Origin of the sequence: Gimesia benthica (assembly GCF_009720525.1) — a bacterium.
Lineage (GTDB): Bacteria > Planctomycetota > Planctomycetia > Planctomycetales > Planctomycetaceae > Gimesia > Gimesia benthica.
In genome coordinates this window covers 5,829,446-5,846,128 of sequence record NZ_CP043930.1, presented here as the reverse complement: position 1 = coordinate 5,846,128, position 16,683 = coordinate 5,829,446, and the positions used below count along the sequence as shown (strand labels likewise).

General features: G+C 54.2%; 11 protein-coding genes. 9 read left to right on the top strand and 2 right to left on the bottom strand.

Going from position 1 to position 16,683, the window contains the following annotated elements:
* Positions 1-177: 177 nt before the first annotated feature.
* The 3 genes from odhB to F1728_RS22700 all read left to right on the top strand — a co-directional run bounded on the left by odhB (position 178) and on the right by F1728_RS22700 (position 3,558).
* Positions 178-1,371: a 2-oxoglutarate dehydrogenase complex dihydrolipoyllysine-residue succinyltransferase gene (odhB, locus tag F1728_RS22710; protein ID WP_155365984.1), complete on the top strand. Its 1,194-nt coding sequence runs from the start codon at positions 178-180 to the stop codon at positions 1,369-1,371.
* A 65-nt stretch (positions 1,372-1,436) separates the two neighbouring features.
* The gene (gene lpdA / locus F1728_RS22705; RefSeq protein ID WP_155365983.1) at positions 1,437-2,819 is read left to right on the top strand and encodes a dihydrolipoyl dehydrogenase; all 1,383 of its coding nucleotides are present in this window, start codon (positions 1,437-1,439) and stop codon (positions 2,817-2,819) included.
* A gap of 1 nt (position 2,820) precedes the next feature.
* Positions 2,821-3,558 carry a lipoate--protein ligase family protein gene (locus F1728_RS22700; protein WP_194242476.1) on the top strand — a complete coding sequence of 246 codons (738 nt, stop codon included), beginning with the start codon at positions 2,821-2,823 and terminating at the stop codon, positions 3,556-3,558.
* Positions 3,559-3,570: 12 nt separating this feature from the next.
* On the opposite strand, the gene F1728_RS22695 is transcribed toward F1728_RS22700, so the two are convergent.
* The gene (locus F1728_RS22695) at positions 3,571-5,025 is read right to left on the bottom strand and encodes an MATE family efflux transporter (RefSeq protein WP_155365981.1); all 1,455 of its coding nucleotides are present in this window, start codon (positions 5,023-5,025) and stop codon (positions 3,571-3,573) included.
* Between the two features lie 399 nt (positions 5,026-5,424).
* On the opposite strand from F1728_RS22695, the gene F1728_RS22690 reads away from it, so the two are divergent.
* From F1728_RS22690 to F1728_RS22670, 5 genes are all read left to right on the top strand, one after another.
* Positions 5,425-7,503 carry an ABC transporter ATP-binding protein gene (locus F1728_RS22690; RefSeq protein WP_194242475.1) on the top strand — a complete coding sequence of 693 codons (2,079 nt, stop codon included), beginning with the start codon at positions 5,425-5,427 and terminating at the stop codon, positions 7,501-7,503.
* A gap of 159 nt (positions 7,504-7,662) precedes the next feature.
* The gene (locus tag F1728_RS22685) at positions 7,663-8,235 is read left to right on the top strand and encodes a hypothetical protein (protein ID WP_155365979.1); all 573 of its coding nucleotides are present in this window, start codon (positions 7,663-7,665) and stop codon (positions 8,233-8,235) included.
* A gap of 139 nt (positions 8,236-8,374) precedes the next feature.
* Entirely contained in the window at positions 8,375-8,806 is a 432-nt protein-coding gene (locus F1728_RS22680; protein WP_155365978.1) for an MJ0042-type zinc finger domain-containing protein, read from the top strand.
* Positions 8,803-9,390, top strand: coding sequence for a hypothetical protein (locus tag F1728_RS22675; RefSeq protein WP_155365977.1), 588 nt, complete (start codon positions 8,803-8,805; stop codon positions 9,388-9,390). Before F1728_RS22680 ends, F1728_RS22675 begins: the two co-directional genes overlap by 4 nt.
* Positions 9,387-11,234: an alpha/beta hydrolase family protein gene (locus F1728_RS22670; RefSeq protein ID WP_155365976.1), complete on the top strand. Its 1,848-nt coding sequence runs from the start codon at positions 9,387-9,389 to the stop codon at positions 11,232-11,234. The genes F1728_RS22675 and F1728_RS22670 overlap by 4 nt, the downstream gene beginning before the upstream one ends.
* A 16-nt stretch (positions 11,235-11,250) precedes the next feature.
* On the opposite strand, the gene F1728_RS22665 is transcribed toward F1728_RS22670, so the two are convergent.
* Entirely contained in the window at positions 11,251-12,537 is a 1,287-nt protein-coding gene (locus F1728_RS22665; protein ID WP_155365975.1) for a hypothetical protein, read from the bottom strand.
* A gap of 340 nt (positions 12,538-12,877) precedes the next feature.
* Between F1728_RS22665 and F1728_RS22660 the strand changes: the two genes are divergently transcribed.
* Positions 12,878-16,576, top strand: coding sequence for a [protein-PII] uridylyltransferase family protein (locus F1728_RS22660; protein ID WP_228030298.1), 3,699 nt, complete (start codon positions 12,878-12,880; stop codon positions 16,574-16,576).
* Positions 16,577-16,683: the final 107 nt, after the last annotated feature.

Sequence of the window (16,683 nt, the reverse complement as noted above, 5' to 3'; positions counted from 1 at the left end):
TGACCCGCCTGAACCCAAATAATTTTTCCCGATTATCATCTTCCCGGCGTGCGGGAATTGTGCTGGCTTTCTCAACAAGTCATAATCAAAATTGCTGCTCAAAAATGACCAGATTAACGGAATTTACTCTGAAAAATACAATTTTCCCCTCATGACTCGGTTGGAGATTAGTGTCCGATGTCTGTTGAAATTAAGGTCCCCTCAGTCGGGGAATCCATCACCGAAGTCCAGATTGGTGCCTGGCATGCGGAACAAGGCAAATGGGTCGCTCAAGACAGTGAAATCGTTGAGCTCGAAACCGATAAAGCCACCTTCGATGTGCCGGCCCCCCTCGATGGGATCATCGTCGAAATCCTGAAGAAAACCGGCGAGATGGCTTCCGTAGGCGAAGTCATCGGCTACCTCGAAGAAGCCGAACGCCCTGCAGACCAGGCCGCTCCTGCTCCCGAAAAGAGCCCCGAGAAAGCAGCCGCCGCTCCCGCCCCCAAAGCGGAAGCCCCTGCACACGCCGGCGGCGGTTCGGATGATCGGGTCATGCCGGCAGCCGCCCGCGTCATGGCAGAAAAGGGACTCTCCCCGGCAGACGTCACCGGCACCGGACCAGGTGGCCGGATTCTGAAAGAAGATGTCCTCGCTCACCAGGGTGGTGCTGCCTCCGGCAACGGTGCCTTCCGCGAAGAAGAAATCGTCCCCATGAGCCCCATCCGCAAGAAGATCGCGGAACGGCTCGTCGAAGCCCAGACCAACGCAGCCCTGCTGACGACCTTCAACGAAGTCGACATGTCTTCCGTCATGGAACTGCGGTCACAATACAAAGACCTGTTCCTCAAGAAATACGACGTGAAGCTCGGCTTCATGTCCTTCTTCGTCAAAGCAGTCGTCGACGGCCTGAGCCAGTTCCCGCAGATCAATGCTGAGATCCGCGGTACCGACCTGGTCTTCCGCAACTATTACGACATCGGAATTGCTGTCGGCGGTGGAAAAGGCTTGGTCGTTCCCGTCATGCGGAACGCAGAACGTCTCAGCTTCGCTGAAATCGAACTCAAGATCAACGACTTCGGCCAGCGAGCCCGGGCTAACAAAATCAGCCTGGATGAACTCCAGGGCGGTACCTTCACCATCACCAACGGTGGTGTTTATGGCTCGCTGCTCTCCACACCGATCGTCAATCCGCCGCAGAGCGGCGTGCTCGGTATGCACGGCATCCAGGAACGGCCTATCGCCGTGAATGGTCAGGTTGTGATTCGGCCCATGATGTACATCGCGCTCACCTACGATCATCGTGTCGTCGACGGCCGGGAAGCAGTCGTCTTCCTCAAGCGGGTCAAAGAAGCACTCGAAGAACCCGCTCGCATGCTGATGGAAATCTGATAACAGTCAAAACGCGCATCTAAGAGGTTTGGAAAGGTTTCCTGTCGCTGCAGGAAAAAGAGAAAATGAACCACGATCTGGTTATTATCGGTGCTGGTCCCGGAGGATACATCGCAGCCATCCGTGCTGCACAGCTCGGTCTCAACGTCGCCTGTATCGAAAAAGAACGTATGCTGGGCGGCACCTGTCTGCGGGTGGGTTGTATCCCCAGTAAAGCCCTGCTGGAATCCAGCGAGCTTTACCGCGAAGCTGAGCACACCTTCAAAGATCGTGGCATCAACGTCGGCGACCTCGAACTCGACCTGGCAAAGATGCTCAGCCAGAAAGACCGCACCGTCAAAACCATGGGTGGCGGCATCGACTCACTGTTCAAAAAGAACAAAATCACCCGCTACAGCGGTCACGCTACCATCACGGCACCGGGAAAGGTAGTCGTCGATGACGGCAATGAACAGACCGAACTCGACGCCAAAAACATTCTGATCGCCACCGGCAGCGAACCTTCCACTCTGCCCGGCATCGAACTCGATGGCGACAAAGTCGGCACCAGCACCGAAGCCCTCGCTTACGATGAGGTCCCTAAACACCTGGTGGTGATCGGCGGTGGTGTGATTGGTCTCGAATTGGGCGCTGTCTGGAACCGCCTGGGCGCCAAGGTTACCGTACTGGAATACCTTGACCGGATTCTCCCCACGACCGATACCGAGATCGCTAAAGAAGCACAGAAGATCTTCGAAAAACAGGGACTCGAATTCCAGCTGGGTTGCCGCGTAACCGGCGTGAAAGTCAACAAGAAAACCTGCGACGTGGAAATCGCTGACAGCAAGTCAATCCGCTGTGATCGCGTGCTGGTCGCCGTCGGCAGACGTCCTAACACCGAAAACCTGGGACTCGAAAACGTCGGTATCGAAGTCGATCAACGGGGATTCATTCCCGTGAACTCGCACTTCGAAACTTCTGCTAAAGGCGTTTACGCCATCGGCGATGTCATCGGCGGGGCCATGCTGGCCCACAAAGCGGAAGACGAAGGGGTTGCCTTCGCCGAGTACCTCGTCACCGGTTATGGACACATCAACTACGACACCATCCCGAGTGTCGCCTACACCAACCCGGAAATCGCTGCCGTCGGTAAGACCGAAGAACAGCTCAAAGAAGCCGGGATCGATTATCGCAAAGGTTCCTTCCCCTTCCTGGCCAACGGCCGGGCCCGCGCGATGGGACAGACAGAAGGACGCGTCAAAATGCTGGCCGATGCCAAGACCGACCGCGTCCTGGGCGTGCACATTCTGGGACCGCGTGCCGGGGATCTGATCGCCGAATGTGCCGTCGCCATGGAATTTGGTGCCAGCAGCGAAGACATCGCCCGTTGCTGCCATGCCCATCCGACCCTGGCAGAAGCCATCAAGGAAGCAGCACTGGCCGTCGATAAACGTACCCTCAACTTCTGAAATGCAACCGCAGGCCTGTCAGCTTTCAGAAACCGTTTTCCCCACGCCGGAAGAAAATCTGGCGCTGGAGGAAAGCCTGCTCTACCAGATCAACGAACAGGATTCCGCCGGCTGCCTGAGGCTCTGGGAAGTCGACCAGTACACGGTCATCATGGGCAGCTCGAATCAGACGTCTTGTAACGTGGATCTCGAAGCCTGCCGACGGGATCAGATTCCGGTCCTCCGTCGTTGTACCGGCGGGGGAACCGTGTTGCTCGGCCCCGGGTGTTTTATCTTCTCCCTGTTCCTGCGGATCTCCCCGGATCAGCATCTGGCAGGCATCGAAGCCACCACCCGTGACATCCTGGACCGCATCCGTGGTACCTTCAACACGCGTTTCCCGAAACATTACATCGACCTGCAGGGAATCAGCGACTTGACGATTGAGGGCCACAAATTCTCAGGCAATTCCCAAAGATGGCTGACGCGCACCCTGCTGCATCACGGCACGATTCTCTATGACTTCGATCTCGACCTGATTCCCCGCTACCTGACCAGCCCGGAGCGGGAACCTGAATACCGTTCGCACCGCAGTCACCTTGAGTTCGTCACCAACTACCCGGCAACAGCCGCTGAACTCAGGCAGGCATTGATCGACACCTGGCAGGCAGACCAGGGAGAACCCGCGCTGCCCGCCGAGCGCGTCCAGCAGCTGGTCACGGAAAAATACGCGACGGAGAAATGGAATCTCCGCCGCTGAGAGCGAATTCCGTTAAGTCAAAGCGCCCTGCATGGGCTGTTCGCTGTCTTCCGCACTCGGCTCCGTAAAATGATCTTCGATCACCCGCATCTCTTTCCAGCGTCCCGCCTGGAACCGAATCAGATAACCGACTCCCATGATCGAGATATAGGAAGTACAGGCCACCCAGCTGCCAAACAGCTTTTCGTCGGCGTCCGCATACATCCAGATCAGGAACGTAGGAATTACCATTACCGCCCAGCCGGTCAATAGCGAGAAGAACATACAGAAACGCGTATCGCCGGCACCACGGATGGCCGACCCAAAGACGACCACCAGGGCATCGAAGAATGAGAACAGAGCCGCAAATCGCAGTAAAATCACCGTCGCCTGTTTGACCTTCAGAAAGTCTTCCGTAATGACATCCGGCTCGTAGGGGCGCAGTAAAAGATCGGGAAAGCCGATGTATATCACTGCAAACAGCAGCATATACGCCGCTGAGGCCGCAAACGCTTTCCAGGTGGTTCTGACCGCCAGTTGCGGACGTCCTTCACCAATCCGCTTGCCCACCAGGGTCATCACCGCGGTCCCGACCCCCATCATAGGCACGAAGGCCAGCGAGTTCAGGTTAAAGGCAATTGTCGTCGCTGCCAGCTCGATCTTACCAATCCGGCCCACCAGTACGATAAACAGCGTGAAGCCGATGATGTCGATGAAATACAGCAGCCCGTTGGGAAATCCGTAACGGATCAGACGCACAAACAGTTCCCGATTAAACTGCCAGTGATTGAACAGTCCATACAGACGGGCCTCATGCTTGGCCAGAATGATAAACAGATACAGCAACAGTGTCACCACATTCGCAGCTACCGTAGCAATCGCGGCGCCGCGGATTCCCAGTGCCGGTATCGGTCCGACTCCGAAAATCAGCCAGTAATCCAGCAACATATTCACGAGCACGCTCACCAGGTTAACCCACATCACCACCATGGTCTGACTGCGCCCCGTATAAAAACAGGAGAGCACCGTCGACAACAGCGCGGGCCCCGATCCCAGACATAGAATCGAAAAGTACTCTGCTTCCAGCGCCTGGACTTCGGGCGTATGGCCGATCCAGTGAAAGAAGGTTCCCGCGAAAGGGACGCCTAACAGCAGCAGACCGCCCCAAATCAGCGCCAGGTAAACGCCCTGCCAGACCGATTCGGAAACCCGCTGCCTCTGATTCGCTCCCTCGTACTGTGCCACGAATGTATTCACATACATGGCTTTTCCCATCGCGATCGACATGATCGTCCATTGGATCATGCCCGCAGGCAACGCCGCAGCTACCGCATCCGTCGACCACCAGGTCAGAAAGATCCGGTCCACCACATGCATGATCGACAGCGACCCGCAGCTCAGCACCAGGGGCACTGCCACATTAGTCAGTTCGCGCAGGCTCCCCGGCGTCACAGTGGAGTTGTGCTGGTTGAGGGCAGAATCTTCCATCCGGAACAATCCGATCACGATAAAGAGAGCGCTGACTTACAATCGAGAGGATTGTAGTGAAGAGAAACAGAATCGGCGAAGCCGGTCCATCAGCATATCACAAATTTCATAAACTGACCTCTCCACGACACGCTCGTTGCAGCAGAAGTTCGCAATTCAAAGGAAACACAGCGTCGCCTCCCTGGAAAAACCAGGCCGATTATGTGTTCATTTTCGCAGCATTTCCAATTTCATCTGGACCTGATTGGCGATTCCTAGTTTAATTCGCGATCTATACGGGCCAGTTCCGGACTTCAGCCGAGTGATTTATATCATTTCGACAGTCACCACCGAGCATAACCCATAGATATGAATAGACTTACAAACAACATACTGATCTCGAATTCCAGAGTGTCTACCGTGAACAGCTTTACCAGAATTCTGCATTACGTCTGGCCTTTCCGCCGTCGACTGATTACCGCATTCTTTTTTGCCGTCCTGGTCGCCATTCTCTGGGGGGCGAATCTGTCCGTCACCTTCCTGGTGGTCAAGGTACTCCTGCAGGGTGAACGCATCGATCAGTACGTGCAGACACAGATCGTCGAGACCGAGGATACGATCAAAGACAAGGAACGGGTCCTCAAAGAAATCTCTGGTAAACTCCAGGCGTATCAGATCGATCATTCCGTTGAAGATCTCTCCACAGCCGAGGCCGATGCCACCAAGTTTGCCGATGCCCCGGTGAAACTGCTCAGCGAACATTCAAGACAGCAGGAGGATATGAGCATCGCCTCCCGCAAGCTGTTTGCCCTGAAGTGGATTGAATCCAACATCCTCCCCTGGGTCCCCGACGACCAGTTCGATACGTTTGCGATGATCCTGGGACTGCTCCTGGTCACGACAATGATCAAAGGCGTCTGTATCTTTACGCAGGATGTCATCGTGGGAGGCGTGGTCGAACTGGCCACGATGTCGATTCGCAAGGAGTGTTTCCGCAAAGCACTGGACCTGGACTACCAGAGTCTCTCGGATGAAGGGACCGCCTCCCTGATGTCCCGCTTCACGTTTGATATGCAGCAACTCTCCCAGGGCCTGACACTCATGGGGGGGAAAATTATCCGTGAACCCCTCAAAGCGCTGGCCTGCGTCGTATTCGCTTTCATGGTCAACTGGCGTTTGACTCTGCTTTCATTCGTCTTCGCTCCACTGATCGCGATCGTCTTCTATAAAATTGGTAAAACACTGAAGCATGCCAGCCAGCGGATGATGGAAAGCATGTCCCGCATCTATAAAACACTGGAAGAATCCTTCGAAAGCTCGAAGGTCATTATCGCCTTCAACGGTGCACGCAAACACCGCAGTCGCTTCCATCACGAAAATAAGGAGTACTTCAAGAAAGCACTCCGCATCGTCCGGATCGACTCTCTCACCAGCCCCACCACCGAAATGCTGGGGCTGATGGCGATCTTTATTGCCCTGATTCCCGGTTCCTATCTCGTCCTGCGGGGCAAAACGGAAATCTGGGGCATTCAACTCGCGTCTGCCCCGATGGACATCGCCACCCTGTCGATGATGTACGCCCTGCTGGCAGGCATCACCGACCCGGCACGAAAAATGTCCTCGGTCTACTCAAAACTGAAACGAACCGCTGCTGCCGCCGAACGCATCTTTACGGTCATGGATCGCGAATCGCTCGTTAAAGAAACGACTGATCCAGAACCATTCCCGCAGAAAGTGGAATCGGTTCGCTTCAATAAAATCGATTTCACTTATGCTCAGCGGAAAGAGTCCACTCGCAATAACGAACCGATCCTGGACGGCGTCAATCTGGAAGTGGCCGCAGGAGAGGTTGTACTGGTGGTGGGTGAAAACGGTTCCGGTAAATCCACACTCGTGAATCTGCTCCCCCGGTTCTACGATCCGGATAAAGGTAATATCTTTATCAATGAAGTCGATATCCGCGACATCCGCTTGAGAGACCTGCGCAACCATATCGGCGTCGTCTCGCAGGAAACCATGCTCTTCGACGATACGATTCTGGAAAACATCCGCTACGGACGCCCGTCCGCCAGCCGCCACGAAATTGAAGTCGTCGCCAAAAAAGCACACGTCTCCCAGTTTGCAGAACAGCTGCCTGATGGACTGCACTATGGCGTCGGCGAGAAAGGGCACGAGCTTTCCGGCGGACAGCGCCAGCGCATTGCCCTGGCACGGGCCTTCCTGCGTGATCCGAACATTCTGATCCTGGACGAAGCCACCTCGGCCATCGACTCGCAGAGTGAAATCCTGATCCACAAGGCGCTCAAGGAATTCGCTCCCGGACGGACCGTATTCATTATTACGCACTCGGTCGGGCAGAGCCTGCTCGAATTTGCGACCCGCGTCGTCGTTATGGATTCGGGGAAAGTCGTTGCCACCGGCCCCCACAATACCCTGGTCGACACCTGTCCGCAGTACCAGAACCTGCTCAGCGCCCAGGTCAGACAGCGCACAGCCTGACAGGTCCCAGAATACGGAACACTGGTTCCGTGTGGTATTCCCCTCGAAGTCAGATTAAAAAACTCGACGCATCAGGTGGGAATCGATATCATATCTACTTGAGTGAGTCGTTCCTGCCCGTCTATTTTTTCTTATCTGCTCAATCCGGGAATTAATATCATGAGATCAATGATCGTCACCGCACTGCTCGTCCTGCTGGCTGTCGTCCTCTTAGGTGCCGGCATCACCCTGTCATCAGAGAAACCGGTCAGAGCAATGCGTCCCGGCATCGAAAACGAAGCAGCAGATCCTGCGGAGCGAGATTTCTTCCTTGCTCAGTCCGATGAGAGAGAACGGGATCGACGTCCCGAACATCCGCCTCATCCGCGGGACCGTCATCCGCGAGAACATCATCCGGAACACGAGCGGCATCGGGCCCATGCTGAAGCAGAACATCGAAACATTGAACGGGAGATGGACGAACATCGTCACCGGATTCAAAACATGCACGTGGCAGCCGAGCACCTCGAACAGGCGGGTATGCACGATCTGGCTCATCGAATCCATCAGGAAGCCAAAGAAAACGAACAGCACCTCCGCGAACGCCTCGAACGACATCAGCATGCCGAACATCGGCCACCCCATGCCGGCCCTGAGGTGCATGAACTGCTCAAGCAGCTTCGCAATGAAGTCCACGAACTCAAACGCGAAGTCCGTGAGCTCCGAGAAACGGTCGCCAGTCAGGCCAAATAATACCTCAAACGGCTGATTTCCGGTTGAGAACACCTGAGAAACACGAATTGATTCGTGTACTGCCAGTCAGTAGAATAATGCAGACCTGTACTCATGCGTTCTGTCTACATTCTACTGATTGAAAGTCCGGATCATTAAGATGGCCTCCCCTGCATCGATTTCCTGCCCCCATTGCGCAGCGAGTTTCAATATCAAGTCCCAGGCTGCTTTCGGGAAGAAAGTCAAATGCCCGAAATGTGAGACGCCATTTGTCATTGAAAAACCGGCCCGGAAATCGTCCGGTCCACGCAAGCAGCCGAGTCGTCGCTCCCCGCAGGATGATGAGTTTGGTTTTGAAGACGAGTCAGACGAACCCCTGTTCCTGGAAGAGGATGAAACTGACTGGGAAGACGACCTGAGTGATGGTCCCGCCGTCAGACCTGCGAAACAGCCCCGGCAGAAACCAAAACCGACCCGTAAAAAGTCGAAATCGCAGCAGAGCTTTCTGGGCGCGCTGCGCAAATATGGCTTCTCCCGTTTGTCGTCTTTCCCCTGGCCATACTGCTCTGCCTGTACAGCTTCTTTTTTGTGACAGGTAATACTGTCAGTACAACGATTGTGATGTTCATCGTCGTTTTCTTCGCCATGGGGTGTACGGCCGTCGGCGGCATCGGACTGCTGATTCTGGCAGCGGAGGAGAGCTTTGGTGAATTTCTGCTCTGTTTCTTCGTGCCCCTGTATTCGCTCTTTTATGCCATCACCCGTTTTGAGCGAACCAAAGGGCCCTTTGCCGCGATCTTCAGCGGAGTAGTAGTCTACCTGGTTGTGGGCCTGTCCCTGATCATCGCGAAAGAAACGCAATCCGGTCCCTTCGCGAAAGTTGGTCCGGGCGGACGCGCACAGAACAACGTCGCTCAGGTCGATCCGGATGCGGATGTTGACCTCGAGGACCTGAAGGAATTTCACATCCAGATACATACTCCCCTGCCTCTGGAATGGGCGGAACCCGGAAATACCTCGGCCAACGTTTTTCAGGAACGACCTTCTGCCTCCATCGGCAGGATGTTTGAAGTGACCAGTTCCCCTGATCCCGATCAGCCAGATGCGCCTGCCAGCCGGATGAAGTTTCGTGTTTTCCTCCCCCGAAAGGACAAGGAGAGAAATTCCCCTGCGTGATTGTTCCCCCGGCCGGCTCTACACTGCTGACAGGCATGGAAATCGACGATACCGTTAACACGCAGAACCCGGAACACGAACCTTACGTCAAAGCCGGCTTCGCTGTGATCACCTTTTCCATCGACGGTGACCTCGGTGCTGGCGATCAGACCAGCAATGCCGAGTTCATCAAGGCACATGAGGCCTTTCGTAGAAGTAAAGCCGGCATGTTGAACTATGCCCAGGCCCTCTCGCTGGCTAAGTCAACTATACCGGAAATTGACACCAGCAACATCTTCCTGGCCGGCCACAGTTCAGCCGCCACCCTCTCGCTACTGTTTGCGGAACACAGTTATCAGCATTTCTGGGATCCTGACACGATCAAAGGCTGCCTCGCCTATGCCCCCTCTGTCGATCCCCAGAAGTTCTTTGCAAACCATCTCGGTGAAATCAAACCGTTGATTCCCGATGTCGAAGAATTCATCCGCCTCAGTTCTCCCAAAGAACATGCTCAGACAATCCAGTGCCCCGTTTTCCTGTTCCATGCACGCGGAGATCAGGTGACCTCCTTCGTGGCATCGCGACAGTTCGCAGAACAGTTGAAAGCACAGGGAGTCGATGTGAAGTTCGTGGCGAGTAACGGCAGCGACCATTATCAGACCATGGTCGATGAAGGAGTTCCCCAGGGAATCAAGTGGATTCAGGATCAACTAAAGGCACAACCTTCACAACCTCAGGAAGATGGTTCTCCCGGACTTGATCCACAACTGGCTGCGATGAAACAGGCGGCCCAGTCGCGTATCGATAAGACCCGCCAGACAAAACGAAATATTGACTCAGGCAGTTCGGCGTCCGCTCATCTTGAAAAGATGCGCGCGTCGCTGGAGAAAGTGAGAATCGCCCGGGACGGAGAAACTCGGAGATACCGGTTTCAAATCGCTGGTTTCACTCCCGAGTTTGAACAAAAGCTGAAAAAACAAGCGCCCTTTTTTCTGAATTCGCTTGAGTCCTCATTCGACGTCGCCATCCTCGGGACGAAAGGCGACAACGTCATCATCAATTTTTACGAGATGACAATTACCTTCGATTATGCCGGCGAACTTCCGCAGAACCTCAGGGATAAAATTGCCAACCAGAAATCGACTAAAGTCATGCTGCTGTCTGACGCGCCCCTCAAAATCTTACCAATCGATAACGAGTCAGCTGAGGACGATCAGAATATTGATCTCATGACATTCCGAATTGAAAGTATAAACCGCCTACGCTTTCCTGGTGACACATTTAATCCCATCGCGGCCCAGCGCATGGCTGAAAGATCACTTAGAGGTATTAAAGAATACATCCCCGACTCCCTGGTGATGAATTATGACCAGAAGTGGGCGGCCATCAAAGTCAAAGCCAATGACGGTAAATTCGGAATTGAGATTAGGGCTGAGAGTGCGTTATCCAGCGCAGGGATCCGAGTTGATTCGGAATGGATCAAACTCAAGGAAGAGGATCTGAACCTAGCACAGAATTTGGGGAATTCGTCCCCGGATGCCACGCCGTCTTCACCAGGTAACATGCCCCCCGCTGCCACGGAAAAGCAGAAATATATCATCCACTATGGCGTTTACGGCGGTGACAACGTTACCGACTCAGCACGCCGCTTACTGAAAGGGTTTGTCTGGGTCGATCAGGAAACGGTGCACTTCAATCCCGATAAGAAAGAGATCACATTCGAAAATCGCAGTGCTGTCGACCAGGGAGCGCTGGACCGTGCACTCAAACGGAATAAATTCTATCAGGTCATGATTACCCGGGAAGTGCTCCCCGAATCTCCCGCAGAGAAAACCTCAGACAGGGTCGGCGCAGGGACCGAATAATCCGTCATGCTGCGTCCTACGACGCACCAGTGATTTCACTGATATCAATCAGATGCAACTGACGCCCCTGGTCCTGATAGGGACTGTCGATACAGACATACCGGGAATTGGGGCTGTAACGGGGATGCGTGTCAACCCGCCACTCACCGGTGTAGAGTTTTGGTGAGTGGAAGTGCCCCAGATCGATTCGCTTCCCGGAAGCGACATGATACAGGTGCGGCGTCTGCATCCGCTCTTTGCCTTTGGGGTAGGTATCGTTCAGAATCCACTCATTCCCCGGAAGGTAAGTCAGATGTCCTCCATTATCCAGCACGCCTTTACCCACTTCTTTGAGTTCGGCACCGGTTTCATCTTTGACCAGGAAATCACCCCAAGACGGGCTGTCAGCAGTCGCCTTGGACTGGGCCAGGATGTGTTCGGGATCACGCCAGATGAAATGCGAGACAAACCCGTTATCGATCACCACCCGCACATCGCTGCCATCCGGACGGGCCGTGACCATCCGAGAGAGGCGTTTGCCATTCGGATACTGCCAGCGATGCAGCGTAATGAACCGGGATCCATCCGGGCTGAATAACAGGTGGTTAAAGTAATGCTTGATATCTTTCTGATTCTTGGGGATGGTCCCCGTCTGGGAAATTTCCTCCAGTGACAGAATCAGCGTGGATTTACCGGTCTCCAGATCCACCCGGAAAATCCCGGAGTCTTGGGGAGCCAGATCCTTGAAATTGGGATCGGGGAAACCGGGATATCCATAGCCGGGTCGCACATCCTGAATCCGTCGGAAATCAGGCGTGACAGCGGTCTTCCCATCCGGACTGACCGAATAGATGGGGGAGGGAATGGTGCGTCCCTTTCCAGATTTTAAATCCAGAATTCGACTGACAAACTGACCATCCTGCCGATCATTCCAGATAATTTCCGAAGCAGAACCGGGCAGCCACTGCAGCATACATCCCTGCTGCCAGTTCCAGGCGGTCGATTCTCCCAGCTCAATCCAGCGATCGCCGTCTTCCAGGTCGACCATGCCGATTTTGATTACATCATCGGCCCGGGGCGAACGATGTTCGAAAGCCACTTCCATTCCCAGCACATAGCGGCTGGTGGGGTCAAACTGCAGCTTGTCATAATAGCCGAACCAGTGATGCCGGGGGCCTTTGGTAATCACCCGCATCGGAGGGAACTTCTGTTCTGCACCACTCTTCTGTTCGGCTCCGAATGAGAGGCTACCCAGAGCCGAAGCACCCACACCACACATGACCCGAGATACAAATTCACGACGACTGCAGGAATAGTTCGACATCAGTTTTCTCTCTGTTTTGAGTACCGCGGTTTGGGAAAACGACGCAGTAAATGACCTTTATTTAATCATTCCAGACTAGATGACTGATCGGAGAAAAGCAACTGCAAAGGCTTCCCTGAAAACAGCTTCGAATTAGTTGCACTTCAAACGGAGAGTAACTTCTTTTACACTCGATATCACCCTATAATGTGGTGACACTTCACAGCACTTGAACCAGACAGGCTCCCATCGCTCCACGAGGACAGGAGAACCACATCAGTAGAGTGTTCCTCGACCAACGCGACCGGATTTTCGATATCCTGAATCTCAGAATTCACGACCTACAGGTTCTGTTAATTATATGAATAGCCCCGTCATCTATGACAACCCGGAAATTCTTCTGGATCAGAAATATACCGTCAGCGATCCCGAAGTCAGAGACATCCTGGCCAGCATCGGATTTAGCGATCAGGAACGTGCGCTGATTCGACTGCGGGAGCTGTGCACAACGCCCCAGATTCGTAAAGAATTAACCCAGATTCTGCCAACCCTGCTCCAGGCACTGACCGATGCCGCAACTCCAGATGGCTCCCTGATCAACTTCGAACGGTTCATGAACAGCGTTTCGGAACCCGAAACGATGCTCGAGTTCCTTACACAGAATCCACGAGCCGTCGAAATTCTGGTCCGGCTCTTCGTCGGCAGTCAGTTCCTCACGGAAATTCTCCTCAAGAACCCCGACTACCTCGAACGATTGACCCGCTACAACCGGATTGCCGAATTCAAAAGTCAGCAGCAGTTCTTCTCAGAAGCAATGGCCATCATGCGGCAGGAGACCGGCAGTGTCGCCGAAAAATTCGATGCCGTTCGTCGTTTCCAGCGCTGGGAACTGCTCCGCATCGGTGCTTGTGACACCTTCGGCCTGATGGACCTCAAAAACATCACTGTCCAGCTTTCGCTACTGGCTGACGGACTGGTGCAATCCTGTTTGACCGTTCTCTCAGAAGACATGGATCTGCCCCTGGATGACTTCGCCGTCCTGGCCTTTGGTAAACTGGGTGGGGAAGAATTGAACTACAGTTCGGACATCGACCTCGTCTTCATCTCCGGACAGGACTCCACCAAATACTGGCAGCTCGGCCAGAAACTCATCAAGTCCCTGATGGAATCGACGGCTGAAGGCTTCCTGTACCGCGTTGATATGCGTCTTCGTCCCTGGGGACGCTCTGGTGCGCTGGTGACCACGGTCGACGCTTACGTCGATTACTTCGCCAAACATGGTCGCCTCTGGGAAAAGCAGGCGATGCTGAAAGCCCGCGTGATCGCCGGCAATCAGAAACTGGGCATGGAGTTCTTCCGCCGCATCGAACCACAGATCTTCAACTGCGATTCAGAAGAAGTCCGCAAAAATGTGCTGGAGATGAAACAACGGATTGAAGAGACCCTGAAGAAAAAAGGCAAGGAATGGGGCGAAGTCAAATCTGGCAAAGGCTCTATCCGCGATGTGGAGTTCACGACTCAGTACCTGCAGATGGCCAACGGTGCGAAATACCCCTCGATTCGCAGCATCAATACGCTGGACGGGCTTGTGCGACTCGTCGATCACGGCCTCATCCAGGCGGATGAATATCGCCACCTGACCAGCGGCTATGTCTTCTTTCGAAAAATTGAACACGCGCTGCAGCTGATGCACTATAACCAGGAGCATCACATGCCCACCGATGAGCGGGAACTGGCTTACCTCGCCCGGCGGCTTGATTTCCAGGACGGCAAACAGCTGGTGCAGTATTATGAACAACACCGCAAAGCGGTTCGCAGCATCTACAGAAAATACATCTACGATCCCGCTGAAAACAAAACAGGAAAACACTCCACGCATTCCGAGCAGGACAGCAATCCCATCGGAATGATGGCGGCCTCTTATACCAAAGTCTTTAATGAACAAGAGACCGAGCAGCACAGCCAGATGGCTCGCAAACTGAGCGAGACCAACATCGTTGAGTTCGAAACGGAAAAGCGCCCTAACAATCAATTGCGTCTGACCATGGTCGGCTTTGACCAGACCGGCGACCTGTCCCTGATTTGCGGTCTGCTGTTTGTCTACGGATTCGACATTGAGAAAGGGCACCTGTTTACCAACCAGAAGGTCAAACCGGCTCCCGCTTCCGGGCGGTCTACCAAACCGAGTGAGAAGACCAAAAACACCCGCAAGTTCGTCATCGTGCTGGATGTTAAAGCCTCCGGCCCTGCCGTGGAACCGAATATCTGGACCGACTACCGTAACGACCTTTCCCAGTTGCTGCACAAAGTCGAATCGGGGAATCCCCAGGAAGCTGTGGGAGAACTTGCCAAACGCGTCGCCGCCGGCCTGCATGATCTCGCACAGGCCAGCCAGGTGCTGTACCCGGTTGAAATTGAAGTCGACAACGAGACTGACAGTCGGCACACCATTCTCCGCATCCAGTCTGAAGATACCACCGGCTTCCTGTATGAGTTGACCAACGCCCTCTCGATGAGCGGCATCGATATCGCCCGCATGGTAATCGATTCGGAAGGAACCCGCGTCAGCGATGTGCTGTATGTCACCGATGATAAAGGGGAAAAAATCAGTGCGGAAGCCCAGCAACAGGGACTGCGTGCCGCGATCGTCTTGATTAAACACTTCACACACCTGCTCCCCCGCTCTCCCAATCCGGAATCGGCACTGCTGCACTTCCGCGAGTTCCTGGAGCATCTTTTCAAGCAACCCAACTGGGTCGAAGAAATTTCCTCACTGGAGCGTACCAGCGTGCTCAGTGCCCTGGCACGTCTGCTGGGGGTCAGTGACTTCCTCTGGGAAGACTTCCTCCGCTTGCAGCATTCCAATCTGTTCCCCGTTGTTGCCAATGTGGAAGAATTGAAAAACCGGATTCCCCTGGAGGAACTCCAGGCCGAACTCACCGAAGAGCTCGCTGAGGCATCGACTCCTGAAGAACAGCAGGAACGGCTAAACGCCTTCAAAGATCGAGCCATGCTGCGTACCGACATGCGGCATATACTGGGTCACATCTCTGAATTCGGCCAGTTCTCAGACGAATTAACCGATGTCGCAGAGGTTGTGGTGGAAGGCGCATACGAAGTCTGCCATCAACAGTTACAGGAACGCTATGGCGAGCCGCAACTGGAATCGGGTGGCCCCTGCCATCTTTCGATCTGTGCACTCGGAAAGTGTGGCGGACGCGAACTCGGCTTCGCCTCTGACATTGAGCTGATGTTTATTTACGAAGGTGCCGGGCAGACGGATGGAGCCGAAGTCATCACGAATAATGAATACTACCTGAAGCTGGTGGAAAAATTCACCAAGATGATTAAAACCCGCAGCGAAGGTATTTTCCAGATCGACCTGCGGTTACGTCCGTACGGACAGGCGGGCAGTCTGGCTGTCTCAGCTGAAGCCTTCCAAAGCTATTTCTCTCACGAAGGAGCTGCCTGGCCTTATGAACGTCAGGCACTGGTCAAACTCCGCCCGATCTCAGGCGATGTGGAATTTGGAAACCAGATCGTCCGCGTCAGGGATGAAATTATCTACTCCGGCAAACCGTTCGACGTCGCTGCCATGCTCGCCATGCGGGAAAAGCAGATTCAGCAGCTCGTCAAAGGGGGAACCATCAACGCCAAGCTCGGGGACGGTGGACTCGTTGATTGTGAATACCTGATCCAGGGTATGCAGATCACATACGGGCACCGCAATCCCGGACTGCGAACCACAAACACTCTCGAAGGCATTGAGTCCCTTAAAAAACTGGGGCTGATCAGTCCCGACGACTTCTACAAACTTCGCGACGCCTACATCTTTCTCCGCAGGCTCATTGATGCTCTGCGCATGGTGCGCGGCAACGCCAGGGACCTGACGGTTCCCCCTCAGGATCAGGAAGAGTTCGAATTCCTCGCCCGGCGGCTCGGCTACGGTTCGCATACCGAGAAGCTCCAGGAAGAAATCTCTTCCACCATGGACTGCGTCCGTGACTTCAGTCGCCTGCTCGCCCCCATCAAAGCAATGACCATCCGCACCAACGGATAAATTCAGGCGCAGATTTGCGATTCGCTGCTTAAGTTCACAGGCAGGATCTGCCGGTACGTTCCCATTTCTGGGGTCACTCTGAGGGCGCTTTTATCATAATGATCACA